A 23,304-nucleotide genomic window follows, 5' to 3' on the forward strand; every position below is an offset into this window, starting at 1 on the left:
CCGCCTGGTGGCCCGCACAAAGATCACGCCATCGCGGCGGCTAGGCTGACTGCCGTGAAGGTCCTTGTCATCGGCGGCGGTGCCCGCGAGCACGCCCTGTGCCGTTCCCTGTCCCTCGACCCCGACGTGACGGCGCTGCACTGCGCCCCCGGCAACGCCGGGATCGCGGAGGTCGCCGAACTCCACCCCGTGGACCAGCTGGACGGGGCCGCGGTCGCCCGGCTCGCCGTCGAGCTCGGCAGCGAGCTGGTCGTGGTCGGGCCCGAGGCGCCCCTCGTCGCCGGGGTCGCCGACGCCGTCCGGGAAGCGGGCATCCCCTGCTTCGGCCCCTCGAAGGAGGCCGCGCGGCTGGAGGGCTCCAAGGCCTTCGCCAAGGACGTCATGGCGGCGGCCGGCGTGCCCACCGCCCGCTCCTACCTCTGCACCACCCCCGAGGAGATCGACCGCGCGCTCGACGCCTTCGGCGCTCCCTACGTCGTGAAGGACGACGGCCTCGCCGCGGGCAAGGGCGTGGTCGTGACCGACGACCTCGCCGCCGCCCGGACCCACGCGCTGGCCTGCGAACGCGTCGTCATCGAGGAGTTCCTCGACGGCCCCGAGGTCTCGCTCTTCGCGATCTCCGACGGCGTCACCGTCCTTCCGCTCCAGCCCGCGCAGGACTTCAAGCGTGCGCTCGACGGCGACGAAGGCCCCAACACCGGTGGCATGGGCGCCTATTCACCGCTTCCGTGGGCCGATCCGAAGCTCGTCGACGAGGTCATGGAGAGCGTGCTCCAGCCGACCGTCGACGAACTGCGCCGCCGCGGCACCCCGTTCTCCGGTCTGCTGTACGCGGGTCTCGCGATCACCTCGCGCGGGGTGCGGGTCATCGAATTCAACGCGCGCTTCGGCGACCCCGAGACCCAGGTCGTCCTCGCCCGCCTGCGGACCCCGCTCGCGGGCGTCCTGTTCCACTCCGCCAACGGCACCCTCGACGTACAGGAGCCGCTGGCCTGGCGTGACGACGCGGCCGTCACCGTGGTCATCGCCTCGCACAACTACCCCGAGGCCCCCCGCACCGGCGACCCCGTCGAGGGGCTCGCCGAGGTCGCCGCGCAGGATGAGCCCACCGCGTACGTTCTGCACGCCGGTACGCGCAGGGACGGCGACGCCGTCGTGAGCGCGGGCGGCCGGGTCCTTTCGGTCACCGCGACCGGCGCGGACCTCACCCAGGCCCGGGAGCGGGCGTACGCGGCGGTCGGCCGGATCCGGCTCGACGGCTCGCAGCACCGCACCGACATCGCCCGCAAGGCGGCCGGCGCACAGGGCTGAACTCCCTCTCCACTTCCCCATCGTCCGCGGGGCCCCGGTTGCACGCCGGGGCCCCGCGGCGTTGCGGCCCGGCGGCGCGATGAGCCCAAAACGGCCCGGAAGTGACCGGCCGCGGACAACCACACCTTTGCCCAAAGCCATTCCATCGAGTGACGGCTGGCCCATCCGGATGACTCCCGCCCAAGGCCCAACTATGGTGCGGCGAAGGCGTTCCGGCACTTGGCCCACCGGCATTGCGATGTCAGTGGCGGGTGCCACAGTGGGGGCATGAGCAACGTCGCCGCAGGGCAGAGGGGGTGAAGTCCGGCCGTGTCCGGTACCGCAATGGGTGGAGAAATGGGTGGAGAGGCGGGCGCGCAGCATGCGCGTTCGCGGGCTCTCGCCGTGCTGCGCATCCGCAGCAGGGCGCTGGCCGTGGCCCTGCTGCCGACGGCCGTCGCCGTCGTGCTGATCGTCGCCGCCGCGCAGGGCCGGACCGAAGGCGGTGGCTGGTCCACCGTGCGCTGGGCGGTCATCGCGGTCGCGGTGCTCGTGCTGCTGCTCGCGGCCGCCGTGTCGGCGGTCATCGCACGGGCCAGACCGGCCCTCTCTCCGACGGTGGACGTCGCGGAATCGGCCGCCCCCGACCTGTACCGCCTGGTCAGGGACTTGGCGGAGCGCCTCGGCGTGCCGGCGCCCTCCGCGATAGCCCTCACGCCTGACTGCGACAGCTGGCTGGAGGACCGTACGCATCGGGCGCACGCCGCGGCCGTGCGGCGGTCGACGCCCGCCGGCCCCGTACGAAGTGGCACCGAGGCGGGTGCCGAGGTCCGCGCCGTCGCCGGGGGCGGCCGCGGCCGCCGGGTGCCGGCCGCGCCGGTCCTGGTCATCGGCTCGCCCTTCATGTGGTGGATGCGCGTCGGTGAGCTGCGCGCGATCCTCGCCCCCGTCGTCGCCGGTACGGGCCCCTCCGCGCACCCGGACATAGCAGCCGCCCGCCGTTTCGTGCGCGGGCTCGACGCGGCGGTCGGTGTGGCCACGAAGCCCGGGCTCGGCCCGGTGCGGCGGCTCGCGCTCGGCTGCACCGGCTCGATCGCCCGGCTGCTGCTCCGCGGCTGCCGGGTGCACGCCGGCGAGATGGAGCGCGGGGTCGCCGCCGCGGCGTCCGAGCGCGCACAGGCGGTGGACTACGGGGTGCGGATCGTCGCCCAGGAGCAGGTCGGGCTCGCCTACGCGGGCTGGGACCGGCTGCTGACCCGGGTCGCGCTGCCCGCCTGGCGGATGGGCCGCTGGCCCTCACGACTCGACGCGGGCGTGGTCTCGGCGCTGACCGAGCTGTCCCGCCGCGACCGTCTCGCGGAGGGTTTCACCTCCCGGCTCGGCGAGCGGCCGGCCTGCGACCTCCTGGAGGAGCCCGGCATCGCGGACGAGGCGACGTCGCTGCTCGCCGCGCGGCTGTTCCACGGCGGCCCCGCCGAGCCCGGGCCCGACTGGGCGCCGCTCGACTGGGCGGCGTATCCGGAGGAAGTCGTCGACCGCAAGTGGCGTATGGAGGCGGCTCGGCTGCACCGGGTGCTCGACGGGCTCGGCGAGCGGCGCGGCGCGCGGCCCGCGGCGCCCACGCTCGCCCGCGTCATCGACCACCTGACCGCCTCGGGCGACGACGTCGCGGACCGGCTGGCCGCCGGGATCGCGGCGGAGGTGGCGGGCGAGGAAGCCGCGTCCGCGCCGCCCGCGCCGATCCCCGAGACCTGGTGCTTCGACACGATGCCGCTCTTCCCGCTCCAACCGCCGCGTACGGGGCGGGAGTTGCTCGCCGACCATGTGACGGCGATGGTGTGCTGCGCCGCGGTCGACACGGCGGGCGCGACACCGGGGCTCGACTGGCTGGACGGCCCGTCGCTCCTCGTCGACGAGGTGCGCCGCTCGGACCTGGCCACCCCGGTGCTGACCCTGATCGAGGACGGGGACGCGGATGCGCTGCGCGACTGGCTCACCTCCATCGGCATCCGCCCGGAAAAGCCGGTCCGCCTGGTCTGACCGAGCCCGGTCGTCCACCGGTCCGCCTGGTCTGACGGAGGCCGGTCCTCCGGGCGGGCTCGCCGCGACCTCTGCGGCCCGCAGCCTTCAAGGCCGGCCCCCACGCCGCCGCGCCGAGTTCGCCCCGACACATCCGGAATGCCGTGTTCCGCTTCACGTCAATTCGCGACGAACGGTGACGGAGTGCGTGCGTTATGTGATGTGCTGGGGATCGGTAGCTGACAGGCGCGGCAGCACGCCGGCGCCGATGTTGTTGCGGGGGAACGAGGGAGGGAAGTGGCATGGGGGTGGAACGGTCGGAGCACATCCGGCGCTGGGAGTCGGGTGCCCTCGCGCACGCCGTCTCGGACCCCTTCGGGCAGGGCCCGCTGCCCTGGCTCCGCGGCAGTGAGACGTACTTCGACGACACCGGGCACGTGGTGCCCTGGTACGTCGACCACGTCGATCACCTGCCGCTCCAGCGCGGCACCTCGCGCAGTACCGTCCGCGGCAGCGCCCGCGTCAGCGGCCCGCGCACCGCGGACGACGTACGCCGGCAGATCAAGGGGTTCGCCTCCAGCGGGGCCGTCGCGCCCGGCGAGGCCATCGACTTCCACATCACCGTCGACCCGCCCCAGCAGTTCAGCGTCGATGTCTACCGGATCGGTCATTACGGTGGCGACGGGGCCGCGAAGATCGCCACCAGCCCCCGGCTCTCCGGGATCGTCCAGCCGCCCCCGCTGACCGCGGACCGGACCGTCTCCTGCCACCACTGGTGGCAGTCCTGGCGCTACCAGGTCCCCCCGCACGCGGCGGTCGGCGCGCATGTCGCCGTCCTGACCACCGCCGACGGCTACCGCTCGCACATCCCGTTCACGGTCCGCGACGACCACCCGGCCGATCTGCTCCTGCTGCTGCCCGACATCACCTGGCAGGCCTACAACCTCTACCCGGAGGACGGCCGCACGGGCGCCAGCCTCTACCACGCCTGGGACGACAAGGGCGGGCTGCTCGGCGAGGAGGACGCGGCGATCACCGTCTCCTTCGACCGCCCCTACGCCGGCGCGGGCCTGCCCCTGCACGTCGGCCACGCCTACGACTTCATCCGCTGGGCCGAGCGCTACGGCTACGACCTCGCCTACGCCGACGCCCGCGATCTGCACGCCGGCCGGGTCGACCCCACCCGCTACCGCGGCCTCGTCTTCCCCGGTCACGACGAGTACTGGTCGGCCCCGATGCGCCGCGCCGTCGAGCTGGCCCGGGACGGCGGCACCTCACTCGTCTTCCTCTCCGCCAACACCATGTACTGGCAAGTCGAGTTGGGCCCCTCTCCGTCCGGCGTGCCCAACCGGCTGCTGACCTGCCGCAAACGCCGCGGCCCCGGCCGCCCGGCACTGTGGCGCGAGATCGCCAAGCCCGAGCAGCAGCTCCTCGGCATCCAGTACGCGGGCCGCGTCCCCGAGCCCGCCCCCATGGTCGTACGCAATGCGGAGCACTGGCTGTGGGAGGCGACCGGCGCCGGTGACGGCGACGAGATCGAGGGCCTGGTCGCGGGCGAGGCCGACCGCTACTACCCGCGCACCGCGCTCCCCGAGCACCGCGACCGCATTCTGCTGGCCCACTCGCCGTACCAGGACAGCGAGCAGCACACCCGGCACCAGGAGACGTCCCTGTACCGGGCGCCGTCGGGCGCGCTCGTCTTCGCCTCGGGCACCTTCGCCTGGTCCCCGGCGCTCGACCGGCCCGGCCATGTGGACCCCCGTATCCAGCGCGCCACGGCCAACCTCCTGGACCGCATCTGCAAGCGGGACTGAGCGGCAGCGCCCACCGGATCCGGGCCGCCGCGCGCGTACCGACCGGACCCGCGACCGGGGGAGCCCCGCACATGGGAGAGAATCGGAACCGCTCCCTGGATCAACCTACGCGGAGGAACCGTGTCCGGATTCGTAGAAAAGCCCGAGCCGATCGAGGTTCCGGGCCTGACCCACCTGCACACGGGCAAGGTGCGTGACCTCTATCGGAACGAGGCCGGCGACCTCGTCATGGTCGCCAGCGACCGGATGTCCGCGTACGACTGGGTGCTGCCCACCCAGATCCCCGACAAGGGCCGGGTGCTCACCCAGCTCTCGCTGTGGTGGTTCGACCTGCTCGCCGATCTCGTCCCCCACCATGTGATCTCCAGTGAGGTGCCCGCCGGCGCCCCCGCCGACTGGGCGGGCCGCACCCTGGTGTGCAAGTCGCTCGCGATGGTCCCGGTGGAGTGTGTGGCCCGCGGCTACCTCGCGGGCTCCGGCCTCGTCGAGTACAACCAGTCCCGTACGGTGTGCGGCCTCGCGCTGCCCGAGGGCCTGGACAACGGCTCCGAGCTGCCCGCGCCGATCTTCACCCCCGCCACCAAGGCCGCCGTCGGCGACCACGACGAGAACGTCAGCTACGAGGAGGTGGCCCGCCAGGTCGGCGCGGAGACCGCCGCCCTGCTGCGCCAGACCACCCTCGCCGTCTACGGCCGGGCCCGTGACATCGCCCGCGAGCGCGGCATCATCCTCGCGGACACCAAGTTCGAGTTCGGCTTCGCGGGCGAGGAACTCGTCATCGCCGACGAGGTGCTCACCCCGGACTCCTCGCGCTTCTGGCCCGCCGACACCTGGCAGCCGGGCCGCGACCAGCCCTCGTACGACAAGCAGTACGTCCGTGACTGGCTGACCTCGGCGGAGTCCGGCTGGGACCGCACGAGCGAGCAGCCGCCGCCCGCGCTGCCGCAGCGGGTCGTGGACGCGACCCGGGCCAAGTACATCGAAGCGTACGAGCAGCTCACCGGCGTCGGCTGGGCGTAGCGCCTGCCCGGGCCCGAGCGGCCCGGACCGAGCGCCCCCGGACACGGAGAAGCCCCCCGGTCGAGGACCGGGGGGCTTCTCCTGCATGGAGCGAACGACGAGGTTCGAACTCGCGACATCCACCTTGGCAAGGTGGTGCTCTACCAGCTGAGCTACGTTCGCATGCGCCGTGGCGCGGAGACCACTATACCCAACCTCGCTCGCGGGCGAGACGCACCGCCGTATGACGGTTCCCGGCGCCCAGCTTGGCGGCGGCCGACGAGAGGTAGTTGCGGACCGTCCCCTGCGACAGCGCGGCCCGTTCGGCGATCTCCGCGACGGGCGCCCCGTCGGCCGCGAACCCGAGCACCTCGGCCTCGCGCACGGTCAGCGGCGAGTCCCCGGCGGAGATCGCGTCGGCCGCCAACTCCGGGTCCACATAACGGTTTCCGGCGTGCACGGAGCGGATGATCTCGGCGAGCCGCTGGGCGCTCACCGTCTTCGGGACGAACCCGCGCACCCCCGCCGAAAGGGACCGCTTGAGGTGGCCGGGGCGCCCGTGGCTGGTGACGATCATGGTCCGGCAGGAGGGCATTTCGGCCCGCAGCTTTGTGGCCACCGTCACACCGTCCGCGCCCGGCATCTCCAGGTCGAGCACCGCCACATCGGGCCGGTGGGCCCGGGCCATCGCGAGCGCCTCGGGCCCGGACGCGGCCTCCGCGACAACCTCCAGGTCGTCCTCAAGCCCGAGCAGCGCCGCCAGCGCACCCCGGATCAGATGCTCGTCGTCGGCAAGCAGCACACGCACCCGGCTGACCGGCCCGCCTTCCGCGCCGGCCGGTCTCACCTGGGCATCTGCACCCTCCGCCGGGGCCGCCGGGGAACCCGCACCCTCCGCCCGGGCCGCCGGGGAACCCGCACCCTCCGCCCGGTTCATCGGCGAACCCGCACCCTCCGCCCGGTGCGCCGCGCCGCCCGCATCCTCCGCCCGTTTCATCGGGGCACCTCCGCCGTCAGCCGGAACATTCCCTCGCCCGCCGGGCCCGCCTCCAGGGTGCCGCCGAGCGCGGAGAGGCGTTCGCGCAGGCCTGCGAGGCCCGAGCCGGGGGAGGTGCTCGGCCGCTCCGGTACGCCGTCGTTCTCGACGACCAGGGTCGCGGTCCGCTCGGTGACGGCGAGGTTGATCGCCACGCTGCGGGCGTCGCCGTGCCGCAGCACATTGGTGGTGGCCTCGCGCACCACCCAGCCGAGCGCCGACTGCGTCTCGACGGTCAGGCCGTCGGCGGGCCCGCTGTAGGCGCAGCCGATCCCGGCCGCCGCAAGGACGCCGCGGGCGCCCTCGATCTCGACGCCGAGGTCGGCCTCGCGATAGCCGCGCACCACTTCCCGTACCTCTTTCTGTGATTCCTGGGCGATGCGCTGCACCTCCACCATCTGCGCCACCGCCTCGGGCCTGCCGCGCTGGGCGAGCTGGACGGCGAGTTCGGCCTTGAGCGCGATGACGGCGAGGTTGCGGCCGAGTACGTCGTGCATGTCACGCCCGAACCGCAGCCGTTCCTCGGCGACCGCGAGCCGCGCCTCGGTCTCGCGGGCCCGGTCGGACTCCCACATCACCGACAGCGTCCAGGCCCCGCAGCGCGCCATCAGCAGGATCCACATCCCTGACAGGGCGACCACGAGCGCCAGCGCCAGCAGGCGCCCGCGCCCCACCCCGGCCGCCGCGAACACCGCCACGGTCGGCAGGGCGAGCAGGGTGAACCGGCCGAGGAACCTCCGCGGCGCGGTCAGCGTGCTGTACGTCATGCCGAACGGCATCACGAGATAGGGGGTGATCATGACGAGGTCGGCCTCCGTGAGGCCGTGGGCCGCGTACAGCGCGGCGACCAGACAGAGCGAGGCCACACAGAGCCCGAGGGCCACCAGGAGCGGGCGGCGCGGCGCGGTGCCCCGCCCCAGGTACTCGTCGAGCGCGCCCCAGTGGGACCGAATGCCCTGGTGGGCCTGGGCAGCGCCGACGACGAGCACCGCCACGGCGAGGGAGAGCGGCAGCGGCTCGTGGCGCAGGTCCGTCAGGACGAACGTCACCTCCCAGCTGAGGAAGAAGAACCAGATCGTGCACCGCCAGATCAACCGGCTCTGCAACTCGACCTTCTCGACCCTGCTGCGGTCCCGCCAGTGGCGCCGATGCCACGCCCGTATCCGCCCGACCACGCGTCTGCCCCCCGTCTCAGCGCCGCGGATCCCAGCGGAAGCGCTTGCGCACGACCACGACCGCGATGAACGTCCAGACAACCATGACGAGCAGTTCCCGCAGTACCTCGCCGGCGTCCGCGCCACCGGTCCAGCCGTTCCTGATCAGCTGGATCACCGGGGTCAGCGGCAGCGCGTCGCACACCGCGGCCACCTTGCCGGGCAGCACGTCGAGCGGGACGACCAGGCCGGATCCTGCGGTCGAAAGCAGCATCATCGGCATGACCGCGATCTGGGCGCCCTCGGCGGTCCTGGTGACGGCGGAGGTCGCGGCGGCGAGCGCGCCCATCATGACGATGCCGAGCAGAAGGCCGACGACCGCGAGCCACCACGACGACGGCAGTGGCACGTGCAGCCACAGCGTGCAGCCCGCCACGAGCAGCACGGACTGCGCGAGGGCGATGAGCACCGCGGGCAGCGCCGCGCCCGCGAGGATCTCCCGGTCCCGCAGCTCACCGGTGCGCAGCCGCTTCAGGACGAGTTCCTCACGGCGTACGACGTAGATGCCGACGAGCGGCGAGTACAGGGCGAAGAGCAGGGCGAAGCCGAGAGAGCCGGGCAGCAGCACGGTTCCGGCGTTCAGGCCGTGTGCGCCCAGGTCGATGCTGTCGACCGTGCCGTACATGGCGGCGGTGAGCATGCCCGGCAGTGCGACCACGGTGAACAGTGCGGACTTGTTGCGGCCGAGCAGGGTGAGTTCGGCCCGTGCCAGCGCCGTCATGCGGTCGGCGGCGGACTTCCGGGTCCGGGCGGGTTCCAGGACCGGGCTCTGCGCCGCGGCCAGGGTGGTGCTCATCGGACGGCCTCCGTTTCCGTGCGCTGATCGTGCGCGATCTTCAAGAACGCCTCTTCGAGCGAGGCCGAGCGCACATCGAGCCCCCGCAGCTCGACCCCGCCGTCCTGTGCCCACAACAGCAGCCCCGTGGCGGCGAGTTGGAGCTCCCTGGTCTTCAGTCGTACGGTGCGGCCGGCCATCTCGTGGCCGACGACGCCGAGCCGGTCGAGCGGCGGCAGGTCGCCCAGGTGGTAGCCGTCGGGGAGGTCGAAGGAGATGTGCGAGGGCTGGGCGGCGACGACCTCGTCGACGCTGCCGCTCGCCGCGATCCGCCCCTCGTGCAGGATCGCGAGCCGCTCGGCGAGCGCCTCGGCCTCCTCCAGGTAGTGGGTGGTCAGGAGCACGGTGGTGCCGCAGTCGCGCAGCGCCCGCACCAACTCCCAGGTGTCGCGCCGCCCTTCGGCGTCCAGACCGGTCGTCGGTTCGTCGAGGAAGAGCACCTCGGGCCGTGCGAGCAGCGCGAGCGCCAGGTCGAGCCGCCGCTTCTCGCCGCCCGAGAGCTGCTTGACCCGTACCTGGGAGCGCCGGGCGAGGTCGACGAGTTCGAGCGCCTCGCCGACGGGCCGCGCCCCACTGGTGCAGCCCGCCCACATCCGTACGGTCTCGGCGACGGTCAGCTCGGCGGGGAAGCCGCCCTCCTGGAGCATCACGCCGGTACGGGGGCGCACGGCGGCCCGTTCGGTGTACGGGTCGTGGCCGAGCACCCGGACGCGGCCGCCGCTGGGCGCGGCGAGGCCTTCGAGGAGTTCGACGGTGGAGGTCTTGCCGGCGCCGTTGGTGCCGAGCAGCGCGAAGAGTTCGCCGCGCGCCACGGAGAAGGAGATTCCGGAAACGGCCTCGAAGCCTCCGGCATAGCTCCGCCGCAGCTCCTCGACCTCGATCACATCTGCTGTGCCTGTGCCTGTGCCTGCTGTGCCTGACATGACCTCAGCGTCGCGCCGCGAGCCGGGCGGTGGCAGTGCGCGGTGTCATCACCGCGCATGACAAATGTCAGGAGGAGGACGCCACGTGGCCGGGCAGGAAGGAGAGCGCCACGTGGCCGGGCATACGACGAAGGCCCCGGTTCGATGAACCGGGGCCTCACGTGCTTCCTGAGCGGACGACGAGATTCGAACTCGCGACCCTCACCTTGGCAAGGTGATGCTCTACCAACTGAGCCACGTCCGCATGCATCCGCCAGCTCTCACTGGACGGCGCGAGCACTACTCTACCTGATCCAAAAGGACCACCGGCAGGCAGTGCAGAGCGGGTGACAGGAATTGCACACTGCGCCTCCCCCCTGGAAGGGGGGTGTTCTACTACTGAACTACACCCGCACGCTCCGGTGGACTTGGCTTTTCGGCCTTGCCCCTCGGCGTGCTCCAGACTCTAGCTGATCAGCAGGGGGGGTGTGCAACTCCGGTGTCCGGGGCGGCCGCAGGGCCACCCCGGACGGGGGGTCGTCAGCTCGCTTCGGCGAAGGCCTCGTAGACCTTCTTGGGGATCCGGCCACGGGCCGGCACGTCCATCTTGTTGGAGCGCGCCCAGGCGCGGACGGCCGCCGGGTCGGGGGCGACGGCGGTGTGCCGGTAGGTCTTCCCGGACTTCGACTGCTTGCGGCCCGCCGTCACGTAAGGCGCGAGCGCCTTGCGCAGTTTCTTTGCATTGGCGGGATTGAGATCGATCTCGTAGACCTTTCCGTCCAGGCCGAACGTGACCGTTTCCGCCGCTTCTCCGCCGTCGATGTCATCGGAGAGTGTGACCACTACGCGCTGAGCCACGGATATCGGATCCTTCCTACGGCATCGCCACTTGCACGTACCTGACGTATCTGACGTACCTGACGTGCTGCGATACCGGCCTTCCGGCTGTTATGGAGCAATGTCGCTTTCGCTGGGATTCCTTTGTACAGCGGCACCCATTGCAATGTGAAGCCCAGCCAATTGCATCAGCGTGTCTCCACGCAATGACTTCGGCGACTTTTTCTCGGGATTTTTCCCACGTGTTGTCGCCGCCGAAACCAGAACGTGATCAGGCCTTGAGGATATCTACCCGCGTAGATTTTCTGGGCGGGTACTCTGAGGGAACCGCCTTCGCACCACACCACACCGGGAGTGCCAGTGGCACGCGTCGTAGTCGACGTCATGCTCAAGCCGGAAATCCTCGACCCGCAGGGACAGGCGGTGCAGCGCGCACTGCCCCGTCTCGGCTTCGAGGGGATCGGCGACGTACGTCAGGGAAAGCGTTTCGAGCTCGAGGTCGAGGGGCCGGTCGACGGGGCCGCCCTCGCCCGCATCCACGAGATGGCCGAGACCTTCCTCGCCAACACCGTCATCGAGGACTTCACCGTCAAGGTCGAGGAGCAGTCCAAGTGACTGCACGTATCGGCGTTGTCACCTTCCCCGGCACGCTGGACGACCGGGACAGCCTGCGGGCCGTGCGCATCGCCGGCGCCGAGCCGGTCTCGCTCTGGCACCGCGACAAGGACCTCAAGCAGGTCGACGCGGTCGTCCTGGCCGGCGGGTTCAGTTACGGGGACTATCTGCGGGCCGGGGCCATCTCCCGGTTCTCGCCGGTGATGGAGACCGTCATCGCGCAGGCGAAGGCCGGTCTTCCGGTCCTCGGCATCTGCAACGGTTTCCAGATCCTCACCGAGTCGCACCTGCTGCCGGGCGCCATGCTCCGCAACAACCACCTGCACTTCATCTGCCGCGAGCAGACGCTGCGGGTGGAGAACGCGGAGACCGCCTGGACCGCCGATTACGAGGCGGGCCAGGAGATCCGGGTTCCGCTGAAGAACATGGACGGCCGTTACGTCGCCGACGAGCACACGCTCGACGAGCTGGAGGCCGAGGGCCGGGTCGCGTTCCGCTACCTCGACGGCAACCCGAACGGCTCGCTCCGTGACATCGCCGGCATCACCAACGCCGCCGGCAACGTCGTCGGCCTGATGCCGCACCCCGAGCACGCCGTGGAGCCGCTGATCGGTACGGGCCGTACCGACGGCCTCGGATTCTTCACCTCGATCCTGAAGAAGCTGGTCAACGCCTGATGACTCTCGACACTGTTCTGCACGCCGCCGAGACCCCGGACGTCGAGCAGCCCTGGAAGGAGCTCGGCCTCAAGGAGGACGAGTACGCGCGCATCCGGGAGATCCTCGGCCGCCGCCCGACCGGCGCCGAGCTCGCCATGTACTCCGTCATGTGGTCCGAGCACTGCTCGTACAAGAGCAGCAAGGTCCACCTGAAGCAGTTCGGCGACAAGGTCCCCGAAAACGACGCCATGCTCGTCGGCATCGGTGAGAACGCGGGCGTCGTCGACGTCGGCCAGGGGTACGCGGTCACCTTCAAGGTCGAGTCGCACAACCACCCCAGCTACATCGAGCCCTACCAGGGCGCGGCCACCGGCGTCGGCGGCATCGTCCGCGACATCCTCGCCATGGGTGCCCGCCCGGTCGCGGTCGTCGACCCGCTGCGCTTCGGCGCGGCCGACCACCCCGACACCCGGCGCGTGCTGCCCGGCGTCGTCGCGGGCATCGGCGGCTACGGCAACTGCCTGGGGCTGCCCAACATCGGCGGCGAGGTCGTCTTCGACGCCTGTTACCAGGGCAACCCGCTGGTCAACGCCGGCTGCATCGGCGTGATGAAGCACGAGGACATCCACCTCGCGCAGGCGTCGGGTCCCGGCAACAAGGTCATCCTGTACGGCGCCCGCACGGGCGGCGACGGCATCGGCGGAGTCTCGGTCCTCGCGAGTGAGACCTTCGACTCGACGGGCCCGGCCAAGCGCCCGGCCGTCCAGGTCGGCGACCCGTTCCAGGAGAAGCTCCTCATCGAGTGCACCCTGGAGATCTTCAAGGAGAAGCTCGTCGCGGGCATCCAGGACCTCGGTGGCGCGGGCCTGTCCTGCGCGACCTCGGAACTGGCGAGCGCCGGCTCGGGCGGCATGCGCGTCGAGCTGGACACCGTGCCGCTGCGCGACTCCTCGCTCTCGCCCGAGGAAATCCTCATGAGCGAGTCGCAGGAACGCATGTGTGCGGTGGTTGAGCCGCAGCACGTCGAGCGCTTCATGGAGATCTGCGAGAAGTGGGACGTCATCGCCACCGTCATCGGTGAGGTGACCGAGGGCTCCCAGCTGGAGATCTTCTGGCACGGCGAGCAGATCGTGGACGTTCCGCCGCGCACCGTCGCCCACGAGGGCCCGGTCTACCACCGGCCGTTCGCCCGCCCCACCTGGCAGGACGCGCTCCAGGCCGACGACGCCGGCAAGCTGGCGCGTCCGCAGTCGGGCGACGAGCTGAAGGAGCAGGTCCTCAAGCTGGTCGGCTCCCCGAACCAGGCCTCCAAGGCGTGGATCACCGACCAGTACGACCGTTTCGTGCAGGGCAACACGGTGCTCGCGATGCCCGAGGACGCGGGCATGGTCCGCATCGACGAGGAGACCAACCTCGGCGTGGCCATGGCGACCGACGGCAACGGCCGGTACGCCAAGCTCGACCCGTACACCGGCGCCCAGCTCGCGCTCGCCGAGGCCTACCGCAATGTGGCGGCCTCCGGCGCGAAGCCGCTCGCCATCTCGGACTGCCTCAACTTCGGCTCCCCCGAGGACCCGGACGTGATGTGGCAGTTCGCCGAGGCCACCCGGGGTCTCGCGGACGGCTGCCTCCAGCTCGGCACCCCGGTGACCGGCGGCAACGTCTCGCTCTACAACCAGACCGGCGAGACCGCCATCCACCCGACCCCCGTGGTCGCGGTGCTCGGTGTGATCGACGACGTGAACCGGCGCACCCCGATCGCCTTCGCCGAGGAGGGGCAACTGCTCTACCTGCTCGGTGACACCCGTGAGGAGTTCGGCGGTTCGGCGTGGTCCGAGGTCGTCCACCAGCACCTCGGCGGTCTGCCGCCCCAGGTCGACCTGGACCGCGAGAAGCTGCTCGGCGAGATCCTGATCTCGGGTTCGCGCGACGGCATGGTCGACGCCGCGCACGACCTGTCCGACGGTGGTCTGATCCAGGCGGTGACCGAGTCGTGCCTCAAGGGCGGCAAGGGCGCGCGCCTGGTCGTGCCGGACGGGCTCGACGCGTTCACCTTCCTGTTCTCCGAGTCGGCGGGCCGCGCGATCGTGTCCGTGCCGCGTTCGGAGGAGCTGCGCTTCACCGACATGTGCGGGGCGCGCGGCCTTCCGGCCACCCGGATCGGTGTCGTGGACGGCGAAGCAGTCGAGGTGCAGGGCGAGTTCAGCCTCGGCCTCGCTGAGCTGCGCTCGGTCCACGAGGCCACGATCCCGGCGCTGCTGGCCCAGTAGGGTCTCGTAGTCCACACCAACTCGACGGCCCCGCACCCCTGTTGAGGGGTGCGGGGCCGAAGTCCTGCCGGGGCGCGGGGTTTGCGGCGGAGCGTGCCGAGCGGGCGTTCGCGCAGGTCGAGAATGGTCTCGGGGGTCATCCTGGCCCGGCGTAGGCTCGGATTCATGCCCCCGGCCAAGAAGCGCACCCGCAGATACGACCCGGCGAAGACCCGGGCCGCCGTCCTCGCCCAGTTCGGCCACGTACGCCACGCCGTCCGCACCCTCACACCCGAGCAGCTGGGCCGGCCGACACGGCTCGGCGACTGGACGGTGCGCGAGCTCGTCGTCCACCTCACGATGTCGCTCGGCATGCTGGAACGCCGGCTCGCCGCGGTGGAGCCGCTCAAGCAGGAGGTGGCACTACTCGACCGGCCATTCACCACCGCGTCCGAGGCAGATCAAGTAAGCGATACGGTAAAGGAGTTGGCGGCCTCCGTCGACGACCTCGACGCACTCTTCGAGGAGCGGGCCGCCCGTACCGCAGAGCTCTTCGCGACCACCGCGGACGACCGCCTCCTGCCGACCCGGTCCGGCGCGATGACCTTCGCCGACGCGTTGGTGACCTGGACCGTCGAACTCACCGTCCGCACCGACGACTTGAACGACGCACTTCCCGAACTCGGCGTCCCCTACGGACCCCAGGCCCTCGCCGCGTGCGTCCGGCTGCTGGCCGACGCCCTCGCCGTGAAGGCGCCCGGCGGCTCGGTCGAGGTGCGGGTCCCGCCGTACGCGGTGGTGCAGTGCGTGGCCGGCCCGAAGCACACGCGGGGCACCCCGCCCAACGTCGTCGAGACCGACCCGCTCACCTGGGTCCGCCTCGCCACCGGGCGCATCGGCTGGGCCGAGGCGCTCGACGCGGCGAAGGTCGCGGCGAGCGGCGAGCGGGCGGACCTGGCGGCGGTTCTGCCGGTGATGCCGTGACCGGGAGAAACCATGGGGTACTCAGGGGCAGTCAGCCGTGCTTGGTACCACTCAGGGGTACTTGAGGAGCGTCGCGTCCGTCTTCTCCCAGGCAGCGCGGAGCCCGGCGAGCCGGTCCGGGTCGTCCGCCGCGCGGTCCGCCTGTTCGCGCTGGTCGGCCGCGAGATGGAACAGCTGGTCCTGGCCGCTCCGGCCCCGGTAGTACTTCCAGTCCCCGCGCCGCAGGGCCCGCTCGCCGCGCACCCGCCAGAACAGGTCCCGCTCGCGGGGCTGCTCGCCGTGCAGCAGGTACCCGGCGAGGCTGGTGCCGTCGAGCGGATAGGCGGGGTGCGGGCGCGCCCCGGCGAGTTCGAGCAGGGTCGCGGTCCAGTCCGGCGAGAAATTCGGCACGTGGCTGACCTGGCCGCCGTCGAGCCGGGACGGCCAGCGCACGATGGTGGGGACGCGGATGCCGCCCTCCTGGAGCGAGGCCTTGTTGCCGCTCAGCGGCCAGTTGTAGGAGAAGCGCTCGCCGCCGTTGTCCGAGGCGAAGAACACCAGGGTGTCGCGCTCCTGCCCGGAGCGCTTGAGCGCGTCGAGCACGGTGCCGACCGACCGGTCGAGGTCCTCCACCATCTCGGTGTACTTCGCGACCGAGCCCCCGTCGTAGTGGAACAGCGCGCCCGGCTCCCCGGCCTTGATGCGGCGTACGACTTCCGCGCTCTCCTCGGTGTCGCCGTCGGCGATCCAGGGCCAGTGCGGGGTGGTGAAGTTGAGGTTGAGCAGCCACGGCCGGGCGTGCGCGCGCCCCACGTACTCGACGGCCCGCTCGGTCAGGATCCGGGTGTAGTACCGCAGGTCCTTGTACTCTGCGTCGCCCTCGTACAGGTCGTACTCCCCGGCGAGGCCCAGCTTGGAGTAGTACTCCAGAGCGCCGCCGAAGTTCCCGAAGAACTCGTCCCAGCCGGACTTGGTGGGCGAGTAGTCGGGGAGGTAGCCGCAGTGCCACTTGCCGACCAGGGCGGTCGCGTAGCCGGCGCCGCGCAGCAGGGACGCGAGCGTGGGGTGGTTCGGGTCGAGGCCCACGCTGTGGTCCGCGATCGGCTCGGCGAGGCCGCCTTTCGTACGCCCGGGGAAGCGCCCGGTGTACAGGCTGAACCGGGTCGGCGAGCAGGTCGCGGAGCCTGCGTACGCATCGGTGAACCGCACGCCCTGGCGGGCCAGGCGGTCCAGGTTGGGGGTGCGTATGTGCGGCGCCCCGTATGACGACAGGTCGGCCCAGCCGAGGTCGTCGCCGAGGATGAACAGGATGTTCGGCCGCGCGGAGTGCCGTCCCGGGGCGGCACGGAACGGCCGCTCCCCCCGGTCGACGGCGGCCGCTTCGGCCTCGGTGGCGGGCAGCCCGACGGCGGCGGCCGCGGCGGTGGCCCCGACAGCGCCGCCGAAGGCGCGACGGGACAGTTTCTGGGTGTGCGAGGGCACGGAAGGGCTCCAGAGGAAGAGGTGGAGAAAGGGGCCCTCAGGACGTCACGGGCCGGCCCTTGCGGGCGGGGGAGTCAGGGGGCGGGTCTGGGGCGTACTTACGCGCAGCGACAGATGGCGCTGGCGACACGGACCAGGTCGACGTGCCGGCGCTCGACGAGGGTGACCGCGAGGTCACTCAGAGGCTGCATGGTGCAGGAGCCTCACGCAGTGCACCGGCACCTGTCAATGAGCGTCCCGAACTGCGAAACCGGAGCGAACTCCGTCACACACCAGCCGGTCGCAATCCGTCACCACAAGCAGTCGCAAACACTGGGAAGGCCGCTGGTGTGCCCGGGCCCACCTGCGGTGATGCCGTGTCGGAGGGAAAGGAGGCCGGCCGCGGAGGACCGAGGCGCGAAAGCTACAAAAGCGGGCAGCTGCTCGGCTGTTGATATCCCCAATTCGGACCAGTGGTCGATCTCGCCTACACTCGGAGGCGTGCCACGTGGTGACGGACGACTCAACCACGACCTGCTCCCCGGTGAGAAGGGCCCCCAGGACGCTTGCGGCGTCTTCGGTGTCTGGGCTCCGGGTGAAGAGGTCGCGAAGCTCACTTACTTCGGGCTCTACGCCCTCCAACATCGGGGCCAGGAATCCGCGGGCATCGCGGTCAGCAACGGCTCCCAGATCCTCGTCTTCAAGGACATGGGACTTGTCTCCCAGGTCTTCGACGAGACCTCTCTCGGTTCACTCCAAGGTCATATCGCGGTCGGTCACGCCCGCTACTCGACCACGGGTGCCTCCGTGTGGGAGAACGCGCAGCCGACGTTCCGGGCGACCGCCCACGGCTCGATCGCGCTCGGCCACAACGGCAACCTGGTGAACACCGCGCAGCTCGCGGAGATGGTCGCCGAGCTGCCCAAGGAGAACGGGCGGGCCACCCAGGTCGCCGCCACCAACGACACCGACCTGGTCACCGCGCTGCTCGCGGGCCAGACGGACGACGACGGCAAGCCGCTGACGATCGAGGAATCGGCCGCCAAGGTTCTTCCGCAGGTCCAGGGCGCGTTCTCGCTGGTCTTCATGGACGAGCAGACGCTGTACTGCGCCCGTGACCCGCAGGGCATCCGCCCGCTGGTCCTCGGCCGCCTGGAGCGCGGCTGGGTCGTCGCGTCCGAGAGCGCCGCTCTCGACATCTGTGGCGCCGCCTTCGTCCGCGAGATCGAGCCGGGCGAGCTCGTCGCCATCGACGAGAACGGCCTGCGCACCTCCCGATTCGCAGAAGCGAAGCCCAAGGGCTGTGTCTTCGAGTACGTCTACCTGGCGCGCCCCGACACCGACATCGCGGGCCGCAACGTCTACCTCTCCCGCGTGGAGATGGGACGGAAACTCGCCAAGGAAGCGCCGGTCGACGCCGACCTGGTGATAGCGACTCCGGAGTCCGGCACCCCCGCCGCCATCGGATACGCGGAAGCCAGCGGGATTCCGTACGGCTCGGGCCTCGTCAAGAACGCCTACGTCGGCCGTACGTTCATCCAGCCCTCGCAGACCATCCGCCAGCTCGGCATCCGGCTCAAGCTGAACCCGCTCAAGGAAGTCATCCGGGGCAAGCGCCTGGTGGTCGTCGACGACTCGATCGTCCGCGGCAACACCCAGCGCGCCCTGGTGAAGATGCTCCGCGAGGCGGGCGCGGCCGAGGTCCACATCCGGATCTCGTCGCCGCCGGTCAAGTGGCCCTGCTTCTTCGGGATCGACTTCGCGACGCGCGCGGAGCTGATCGCCAACGGCATGACCATCGACGAGATCGCCACGTCCATGGGCGCCGATTCGCTCTCGTACATCTCGACCGACGCGATGATCGAAGCGACGACGATCCCCAAGGACAACCTCTGCCGCGCCTGCTTCGACGGTGTGTACCCGATGGAGCTCCCCGACCCCGAGCTGCTCGGCAAGCAGCTCCTGGAGTCCGAGCTGGCCTCCGGCCCCGCCGCGACCGCGGCCGCCGACGCCCTGCGCCGCCCGTAAAACCCCCGCAGTACGACACGAAAGTTCTCCAGAGCCATGCCCATGTCATCTGCTGAACCCAATGAGCGCGCTCCGCACGCGGGCACCGGTGCCAGCTACGCAGCCGCGGGCGTCGACATCGAGGCGGGCGACCGCGCCGTCGAGCTGATGAAGGAGTGGGTGAAGAAGACGAAGCGCCCCGAGGTCCTGGGTGGCCTCGGCGGATTCGCCGGTCTCTTCGACGCCTCGGCCCTCAAGCGCTACGAGCGCCCGCTGCTCGCCTCCGCCACCGACGGCGTCGGCACGAAGGTCGACCTCGCCCGCAAGATGGGCGTGTACGACACCATCGGCCACGACCTCGTCGGCATGGTCGTCGACGACCTGGTCGTGTGCGGCGCCGAGCCGCTCTTCATGACCGATTACATCTGCGTCGGCAAGGTCCACCCCGAGCGGGTCGCGGCCATCGTGAAGGGCATCGCCGAAGGCTGTGTCCTCGCGGGCTGCGCGCTGGTCGGCGGCGAGACCGCCGAGCACCCGGGCCTGCTCGGCCCCGACGACTTCGACGTCGCCGGCGCCGGTACGGGTGTCGTCGAGTACGACCAGCTCCTGGGCGCCGACCGGATCCGTGAGGGCGACGCCGTCATCGCGATGGCGTCCTCCGGTCTTCACTCGAACGGGTACTCACTCGTCCGGCATGTGGTCTTCGACCGCGCCGGGATGAGCCTGGACCAGCACGTCGAGGAGTTCGGCCGCACCCTCGGCGAGGAGCTCCTGGAGCCCACCAAGATCTACTCGCTGGACTGCCTGGCCCTGACCCGTACCACCGAGGTGCACGGTTTCAGCCACATCACCGGCGGCGGCCTTGCCAACAACCTGGCCCGGGTCGTCCCCGACCACCTGCACGCCACGGTCGATCGCTCGACCTGGACGCCGGGCGCGGTCTTCGACCTCGTCGGCACGGCGGGCAAGGTGGAGCGGCTCGAACTGGAGAAGACGCTCAACATGGGCGTCGGCATGATGGCGATCGTGCCCGAGGGCTCGGTCGACGTGGCGCTCCAGACCTTCGCGGACCGGGGTGTCGACGCCTGGGTCGCGGGGGAGATCCTGGCGCGCGGAGATCACCGCGACGGCGCCGAGCTCACCGGTGACTACGCCAAGTAGCAGCAGCCGCGCCGGAAACCCCGCCGCACGCCCGGGCGGGGTCCCCGTGGGCGTACGAGCGCACGCAGGCAGCACGAAACCCGGTCAGGGGCGAAGGCCCCGACCGGGTCGGTGTGCTCAGAGCAGCTACAACGTACGGTGCTGCGAAAAGCGGGATCAGCGAAGTCAAGCGCCGCGGCGCTGCGACGACGGACCGGACTCTTCGTCCTCGTCGTCGTCATTCCCGTACAGCTCCGCATAGCGGGCGTACGGGTCGTCCTCCTCCTCGTCCTCCAGTGGCTCCGCGTTCGGCGGTTGGCTCACTGTCGGGTTAGGAGTAGATGCGCCCAGCTCGTTGGCCAGACGCGACAGGTCAGTCCCGCCGCTGCTGTACTTCAGCTGGCGGGCGACCTTCGTCTGCTTGGCCTTTGCCCGGCCGCGCCCCATGGCTCGACCCCCTCGGTGACGGGGCTCGACGGCCCCAGAGTCTTGACACGCGTTCATGATCCGGAACGGTCTCTCCATGGAGAGACCGCGTCCGTAGGGGTTCAACGGTACCTGCTTCCGCGGCCATACGGTACGCCGCCCGCATGACGCGCCACTTGGCAGAACCAACAAAGCGCCCCGTCCTCGCTGGTCAACCGCGATTTTAACCTCTTCTCGGGGTCCGACCCGCCGACCGGCGTGAGTCATGTCTCTCAGCGCGGTCGGCGGGCCCCCCGAAGGCTCAGTGCCGGCGTGCTTCCGCCATGCGCTGTTCGGCGATCCGGTCGGCCGCGGCAGCCGGCGGAATGCCGTCTTCCTTTGCGCGAGCGAATATGGCCAGCGTGGTGTCGAAGATCTTCGCCGCCTTCGTCTTGCAGCGGTCGAAGTCGAAGCCGTGGAGCTCGTCGGCGACCTGGATCACGCCACCCGCGTTCACCACATAGTCGGGGGCGTACAGGATCGAGCGGTCGGCCAGATCCTTCTCCACACCCGGGTGCGCGAGCTGGTTGTTGGCCGCGCCGCACACCACCTTCGCGGTCAGCGCCGGGACGCTCTCGTCGTTGAGGGCGCCGCCGAGCGCGCACGGGGCGTAGATGTCGAGCCCCTCGGTGCGGATCAGCGCCTCGGTGTCGGCGGCGACCGTCACCCCGGGGTGCAGCTCCGTGAGAGCGCGTACCGACTCCTCGCGCACATCCGTGATCACGACCTGGGCGCCGTCGGCGAGCAGATGCCCGACCAGGTGCCGGCCGACCTTCCCGACGCCCGCGACGCCCACCGTGCGGCCGCGCAGGGTGGGGTCGCCCCACAGGTGCTGGGCCGAGGCGCGCATGCCCTGGAAGACACCGAACGCGGTCAGCACGGACGAGTCGCCGGCGCCGCCGTTCTCGGGGGAGCGGCCGGTCGTCCACTGGCAGGTGCGCGCCACGACGTCCATGTCGGCGACATAGGTGCCGACGTCGCACGCGGTCACGTACCGCCCGCCGAGCGAGGCCACACAGCGGCCGTAGGCGAGTAGCAGTTCTTCCTTTTCAGAGGCCGTGATCGTGTCGGGATCGCCGATGATCACGGCCTTGCCGCCGCCGTGGTCGAGCCCGGCCATGGCGTTCTTGTACGACATGCCGCGCGACAGGTTGAGGGCGTCGGCGACGGCCTCCGCCTCGGTGGCGTACGGGTAGAAGCGCGTCCCGCCGAGGGCCGGGCCCAGGGCGGTGGAGTGGATGGCGATGACGGCCCTGAGCCCGGTGGCTCGGTCCTGGCAGAGCACGACCTGCTCATGTCCGCCCTGGTCGGTGCGGAAGAGGGTGTGCAGTACGTCATCGGCTCCGGTCACATCGGTCACGGTGGTGACTCCCAAGTACGAAGCGGTGGTTGACGGCCCGCCTGTGGGTGGGGCGGGGCCTGGTTCGGGAGCAGGGTAAGTCCTACGCGCCCGTAGATCAGGCCCAGTGCCGAGGATCACCCCTGCGAGCACCCCGGGGGCGCACGCCCGTGGGACGATGCGGGGCATGGCGGTGGTGTCTTCGGTGATCGTTCCGTACGCGTCCTACCTGCGGGTGTACGAGCCCCTGGCCGCCTTTCCCGAGCCCGAGCGCGGCCACTGGCAGCGCTACGCGGAGCGCGGGCGCACCCCCGATGCCCAGGACGAACTCCGGCGCGCGCTGGCCGACTTGGTGCCCACCCCGCCCATCGCCGTGCCGGTCCACGAGAGCGGCGAGGCGTTCGTGGCGGAGGTCGACGGCGTGGTGTGCGTCTGCCCGTGGCGGACACGGCTGCGCGGCTGGCAGGCGCTCGAAGGGCTCGCCAGCCAGTTTCCCGAGCCGGTCCTCGACGCGCTGCTGCCCGCGGTGGTGCGCCGGCAGGCGGAGGCGGACTACGAGCGGTGGCGGGAGCGGAACCCGGACGCCCGGCCGTGGATCTTGACCAGCGTTTGGCACATCCCTGTGACCTGGTTCACGGTCTTTTCGGACGAAGAGCGCGAGTATGCACAAGGCGGGGCCGCGCATCCGCCCGTACTGCGCTACCGCACCCCGATGGTGCAGGCCCGGCGGCGTCTCGCGCGGACGCTGCGGACGGTGCGGGAACACATCGACGAAGGGCCGCTGACCGAGGAGCTCGTGGACGTCGGGCGATGGCTGGAGGAATTCCATCCGCGCTCGCTGGTCGAGCTGGACTACGGCGGCCTCGTCCACGCACTTCCGCACGCGAGCCTTGAGGCGGACCGCTCGGCGGCGGACGTCGCCGAGGGGATCGCCGCGCTGCGGGCCGGTGACGACGCGGGCGTGCGGGAGGCGTACGGACGCTTCACGGAGCGCTGGCGGGCCGTCAAGGAGCGCCGGATGGCCAACTGAGGCCCCGTGGCGGGTTCTCCCGCGCCGCGCGGCACCGCTCCAGGACGTAGGTCCCGATCCGGGCCTTTCCCGCAAGCGTGACGGAACGCACTTATCTCGCCCTTGCGCCCAGACCCCACCGTCGTGCCAAAATAGGACAAGGGGTCCGGGGAGGATCCCTTCCGCCCAACTAAGGGCGGATTGCTCGGTATTGCTTGCTATGGGGGGTCTGATGACTCCTGATCGCTCTGTGACTGATCGTCACTGTGGCGTGACTGTCCGCTATGGCATGGTCCATCGGCTTCCGTCGCTGATGAACACCTGGGAGGGCAATTCCATCGGTTTGGCCGACGTGGCTGGACGGATGGTGTAGTTGTAGTGCCGAGGACAAGCCGTTCGTCCTATAACCGACTCGGCTCGCGTCCGCCATTTCGGGCAACGCGGGTCAAGG

At 71.0% G+C, this 23,304-nt stretch carries 20 protein-coding genes and 3 tRNA genes; 11 read left to right on the forward strand and 12 right to left on the reverse strand.

Annotated elements, in window-relative coordinates; translation table 11 throughout:
* Window positions 1–54 precede the first annotated feature (54 nt).
* The 4 genes from purD to AB0D31_RS23015 all read left to right on the forward strand — a co-directional run bounded on the left by purD (window position 55) and on the right by AB0D31_RS23015 (window position 6,143).
* Complete coding sequence (gene purD / locus AB0D31_RS23000) at window positions 55–1,311, forward strand: phosphoribosylamine--glycine ligase (RefSeq protein ID WP_362726145.1); 1,257 nt, start codon at window positions 55–57, stop codon at window positions 1,309–1,311.
* Between the two features lie 324 nt (window positions 1,312–1,635).
* The gene (locus AB0D31_RS23005; protein ID WP_362726147.1) at window positions 1,636–3,330 is read left to right on the forward strand and encodes a hypothetical protein; all 1,695 of its coding nucleotides are present in this window, start codon (window positions 1,636–1,638) and stop codon (window positions 3,328–3,330) included.
* 281 nt (window positions 3,331–3,611) lie between these two features.
* On the forward strand, window positions 3,612–5,123 hold the full coding sequence (locus tag AB0D31_RS23010; RefSeq protein ID WP_362726150.1) for a N,N-dimethylformamidase beta subunit family domain-containing protein: 1,512 nt from the start codon (window positions 3,612–3,614) through the stop codon (window positions 5,121–5,123).
* 120 nt (window positions 5,124–5,243) lie between these two features.
* Window positions 5,244–6,143: a phosphoribosylaminoimidazolesuccinocarboxamide synthase gene (locus AB0D31_RS23015; protein ID WP_362726153.1), complete on the forward strand. Its 900-nt coding sequence runs from the start codon at window positions 5,244–5,246 to the stop codon at window positions 6,141–6,143.
* 86 nt (window positions 6,144–6,229) lie between these two features.
* On the opposite strand, the gene AB0D31_RS23020 is transcribed toward AB0D31_RS23015, so the two are convergent.
* From AB0D31_RS23020 to AB0D31_RS23055, 8 genes are all read right to left on the reverse strand, one after another.
* Window positions 6,230–6,305, reverse strand: a tRNA-Gly gene (locus AB0D31_RS23020).
* A 22-nt stretch (window positions 6,306–6,327) separates the two neighbouring features.
* Complete coding sequence (locus AB0D31_RS23025) at window positions 6,328–6,930, reverse strand: response regulator transcription factor (RefSeq protein ID WP_362726155.1); 603 nt, start codon at window positions 6,928–6,930, stop codon at window positions 6,328–6,330.
* A gap of 185 nt (window positions 6,931–7,115) precedes the next feature.
* Window positions 7,116–8,333 (reverse strand): histidine kinase, encoded by a 1,218-nt coding sequence (locus AB0D31_RS23030; protein WP_362726158.1) that lies wholly within the window; start codon window positions 8,331–8,333, stop codon window positions 7,116–7,118.
* A gap of 16 nt (window positions 8,334–8,349) precedes the next feature.
* Window positions 8,350–9,168 (reverse strand): ABC transporter permease, encoded by an 819-nt coding sequence (locus AB0D31_RS23035; protein ID WP_362726161.1) that lies wholly within the window; start codon window positions 9,166–9,168, stop codon window positions 8,350–8,352.
* The gene (locus AB0D31_RS23040; protein ID WP_362726164.1) at window positions 9,165–10,130 is read right to left on the reverse strand and encodes an ABC transporter ATP-binding protein; all 966 of its coding nucleotides are present in this window, start codon (window positions 10,128–10,130) and stop codon (window positions 9,165–9,167) included. The genes AB0D31_RS23035 and AB0D31_RS23040 overlap by 4 nt, the downstream gene beginning before the upstream one ends.
* A 171-nt stretch (window positions 10,131–10,301) precedes the next feature.
* Window positions 10,302–10,374 (reverse strand) — tRNA-Gly (locus tag AB0D31_RS23045).
* Window positions 10,375–10,451: 77 nt separating this feature from the next.
* A tRNA-Gly gene (locus AB0D31_RS23050) sits at window positions 10,452–10,523 on the reverse strand.
* 126 nt (window positions 10,524–10,649) lie between these two features.
* The gene (locus tag AB0D31_RS23055; protein WP_362726167.1) at window positions 10,650–10,967 is read right to left on the reverse strand and encodes an Lsr2 family protein; all 318 of its coding nucleotides are present in this window, start codon (window positions 10,965–10,967) and stop codon (window positions 10,650–10,652) included.
* Window positions 10,968–11,300: 333 nt separating this feature from the next.
* Here AB0D31_RS23055 and purS point away from each other — a divergent pair, with 333 nt between their 5' ends.
* The 4 genes from purS to AB0D31_RS23075 all read left to right on the forward strand — a co-directional run bounded on the left by purS (window position 11,301) and on the right by AB0D31_RS23075 (window position 15,453).
* Complete coding sequence (gene purS, locus AB0D31_RS23060) at window positions 11,301–11,561, forward strand: phosphoribosylformylglycinamidine synthase subunit PurS (protein WP_362726169.1); 261 nt, start codon at window positions 11,301–11,303, stop codon at window positions 11,559–11,561.
* Window positions 11,558–12,238: a phosphoribosylformylglycinamidine synthase subunit PurQ gene (gene purQ / locus AB0D31_RS23065; protein ID WP_362726172.1), complete on the forward strand. Its 681-nt coding sequence runs from the start codon at window positions 11,558–11,560 to the stop codon at window positions 12,236–12,238. Before purS ends, purQ begins: the two co-directional genes overlap by 4 nt.
* A complete protein-coding gene (gene purL / locus AB0D31_RS23070) occupies window positions 12,238–14,490 on the forward strand; it encodes a phosphoribosylformylglycinamidine synthase subunit PurL (protein WP_362726174.1) in 2,253 nt (750 codons plus the stop codon). Before purQ ends, purL begins: the two co-directional genes overlap by 1 nt.
* A 165-nt stretch (window positions 14,491–14,655) precedes the next feature.
* Window positions 14,656–15,453: a sterol carrier family protein gene (locus AB0D31_RS23075; protein WP_362726177.1), complete on the forward strand. Its 798-nt coding sequence runs from the start codon at window positions 14,656–14,658 to the stop codon at window positions 15,451–15,453.
* Between the two features lie 51 nt (window positions 15,454–15,504).
* Here the strand turns inward: AB0D31_RS23075 and AB0D31_RS23080 are convergent, their stop codons facing one another.
* The gene (locus tag AB0D31_RS23080) at window positions 15,505–16,914 is read right to left on the reverse strand and encodes a sulfatase-like hydrolase/transferase (protein WP_362726180.1); all 1,410 of its coding nucleotides are present in this window, start codon (window positions 16,912–16,914) and stop codon (window positions 15,505–15,507) included.
* 98 nt (window positions 16,915–17,012) lie between these two features.
* Entirely contained in the window at window positions 17,013–17,105 is a 93-nt protein-coding gene (locus tag AB0D31_RS23085; RefSeq protein ID WP_324901219.1) for a putative leader peptide, read from the reverse strand.
* Window positions 17,106–17,394: 289 nt separating this feature from the next.
* On the opposite strand from AB0D31_RS23085, the gene purF reads away from it, so the two are divergent.
* Both purF and purM read left to right on the forward strand, forming a co-directional pair.
* Complete coding sequence (gene purF / locus AB0D31_RS23090) at window positions 17,395–18,921, forward strand: amidophosphoribosyltransferase (RefSeq protein ID WP_267058460.1); 1,527 nt, start codon at window positions 17,395–17,397, stop codon at window positions 18,919–18,921.
* A gap of 42 nt (window positions 18,922–18,963) precedes the next feature.
* Window positions 18,964–20,061 carry a phosphoribosylformylglycinamidine cyclo-ligase gene (gene purM / locus AB0D31_RS23095; RefSeq protein WP_362726183.1) on the forward strand — a complete coding sequence of 366 codons (1,098 nt, stop codon included), beginning with the start codon at window positions 18,964–18,966 and terminating at the stop codon, window positions 20,059–20,061.
* Between the two features lie 165 nt (window positions 20,062–20,226).
* Here purM and AB0D31_RS23100 read toward each other — a convergent pair whose 3' ends face one another.
* Together AB0D31_RS23100 and AB0D31_RS23105 are read right to left on the reverse strand one after the other, a co-directional pair.
* Entirely contained in the window at window positions 20,227–20,487 is a 261-nt protein-coding gene (locus AB0D31_RS23100) for a DUF3073 domain-containing protein (RefSeq protein WP_362726186.1), read from the reverse strand.
* Window positions 20,488–20,767: 280 nt separating this feature from the next.
* Window positions 20,768–21,865 (reverse strand): Glu/Leu/Phe/Val dehydrogenase dimerization domain-containing protein, encoded by a 1,098-nt coding sequence (locus AB0D31_RS23105; RefSeq protein WP_362726189.1) that lies wholly within the window; start codon window positions 21,863–21,865, stop codon window positions 20,768–20,770.
* Between the two features lie 166 nt (window positions 21,866–22,031).
* On the opposite strand from AB0D31_RS23105, the gene AB0D31_RS23110 reads away from it, so the two are divergent.
* On the forward strand, window positions 22,032–22,874 hold the full coding sequence (locus AB0D31_RS23110) for a hypothetical protein (protein WP_362726191.1): 843 nt from the start codon (window positions 22,032–22,034) through the stop codon (window positions 22,872–22,874).
* Window positions 22,875–23,304: the final 430 nt, after the last annotated feature.

It is taken from the genome of Streptomyces sp. NPDC048361 (assembly GCF_040651795.1).
GTDB lineage: Bacteria > Actinomycetota > Actinomycetes > Streptomycetales > Streptomycetaceae > Streptomyces.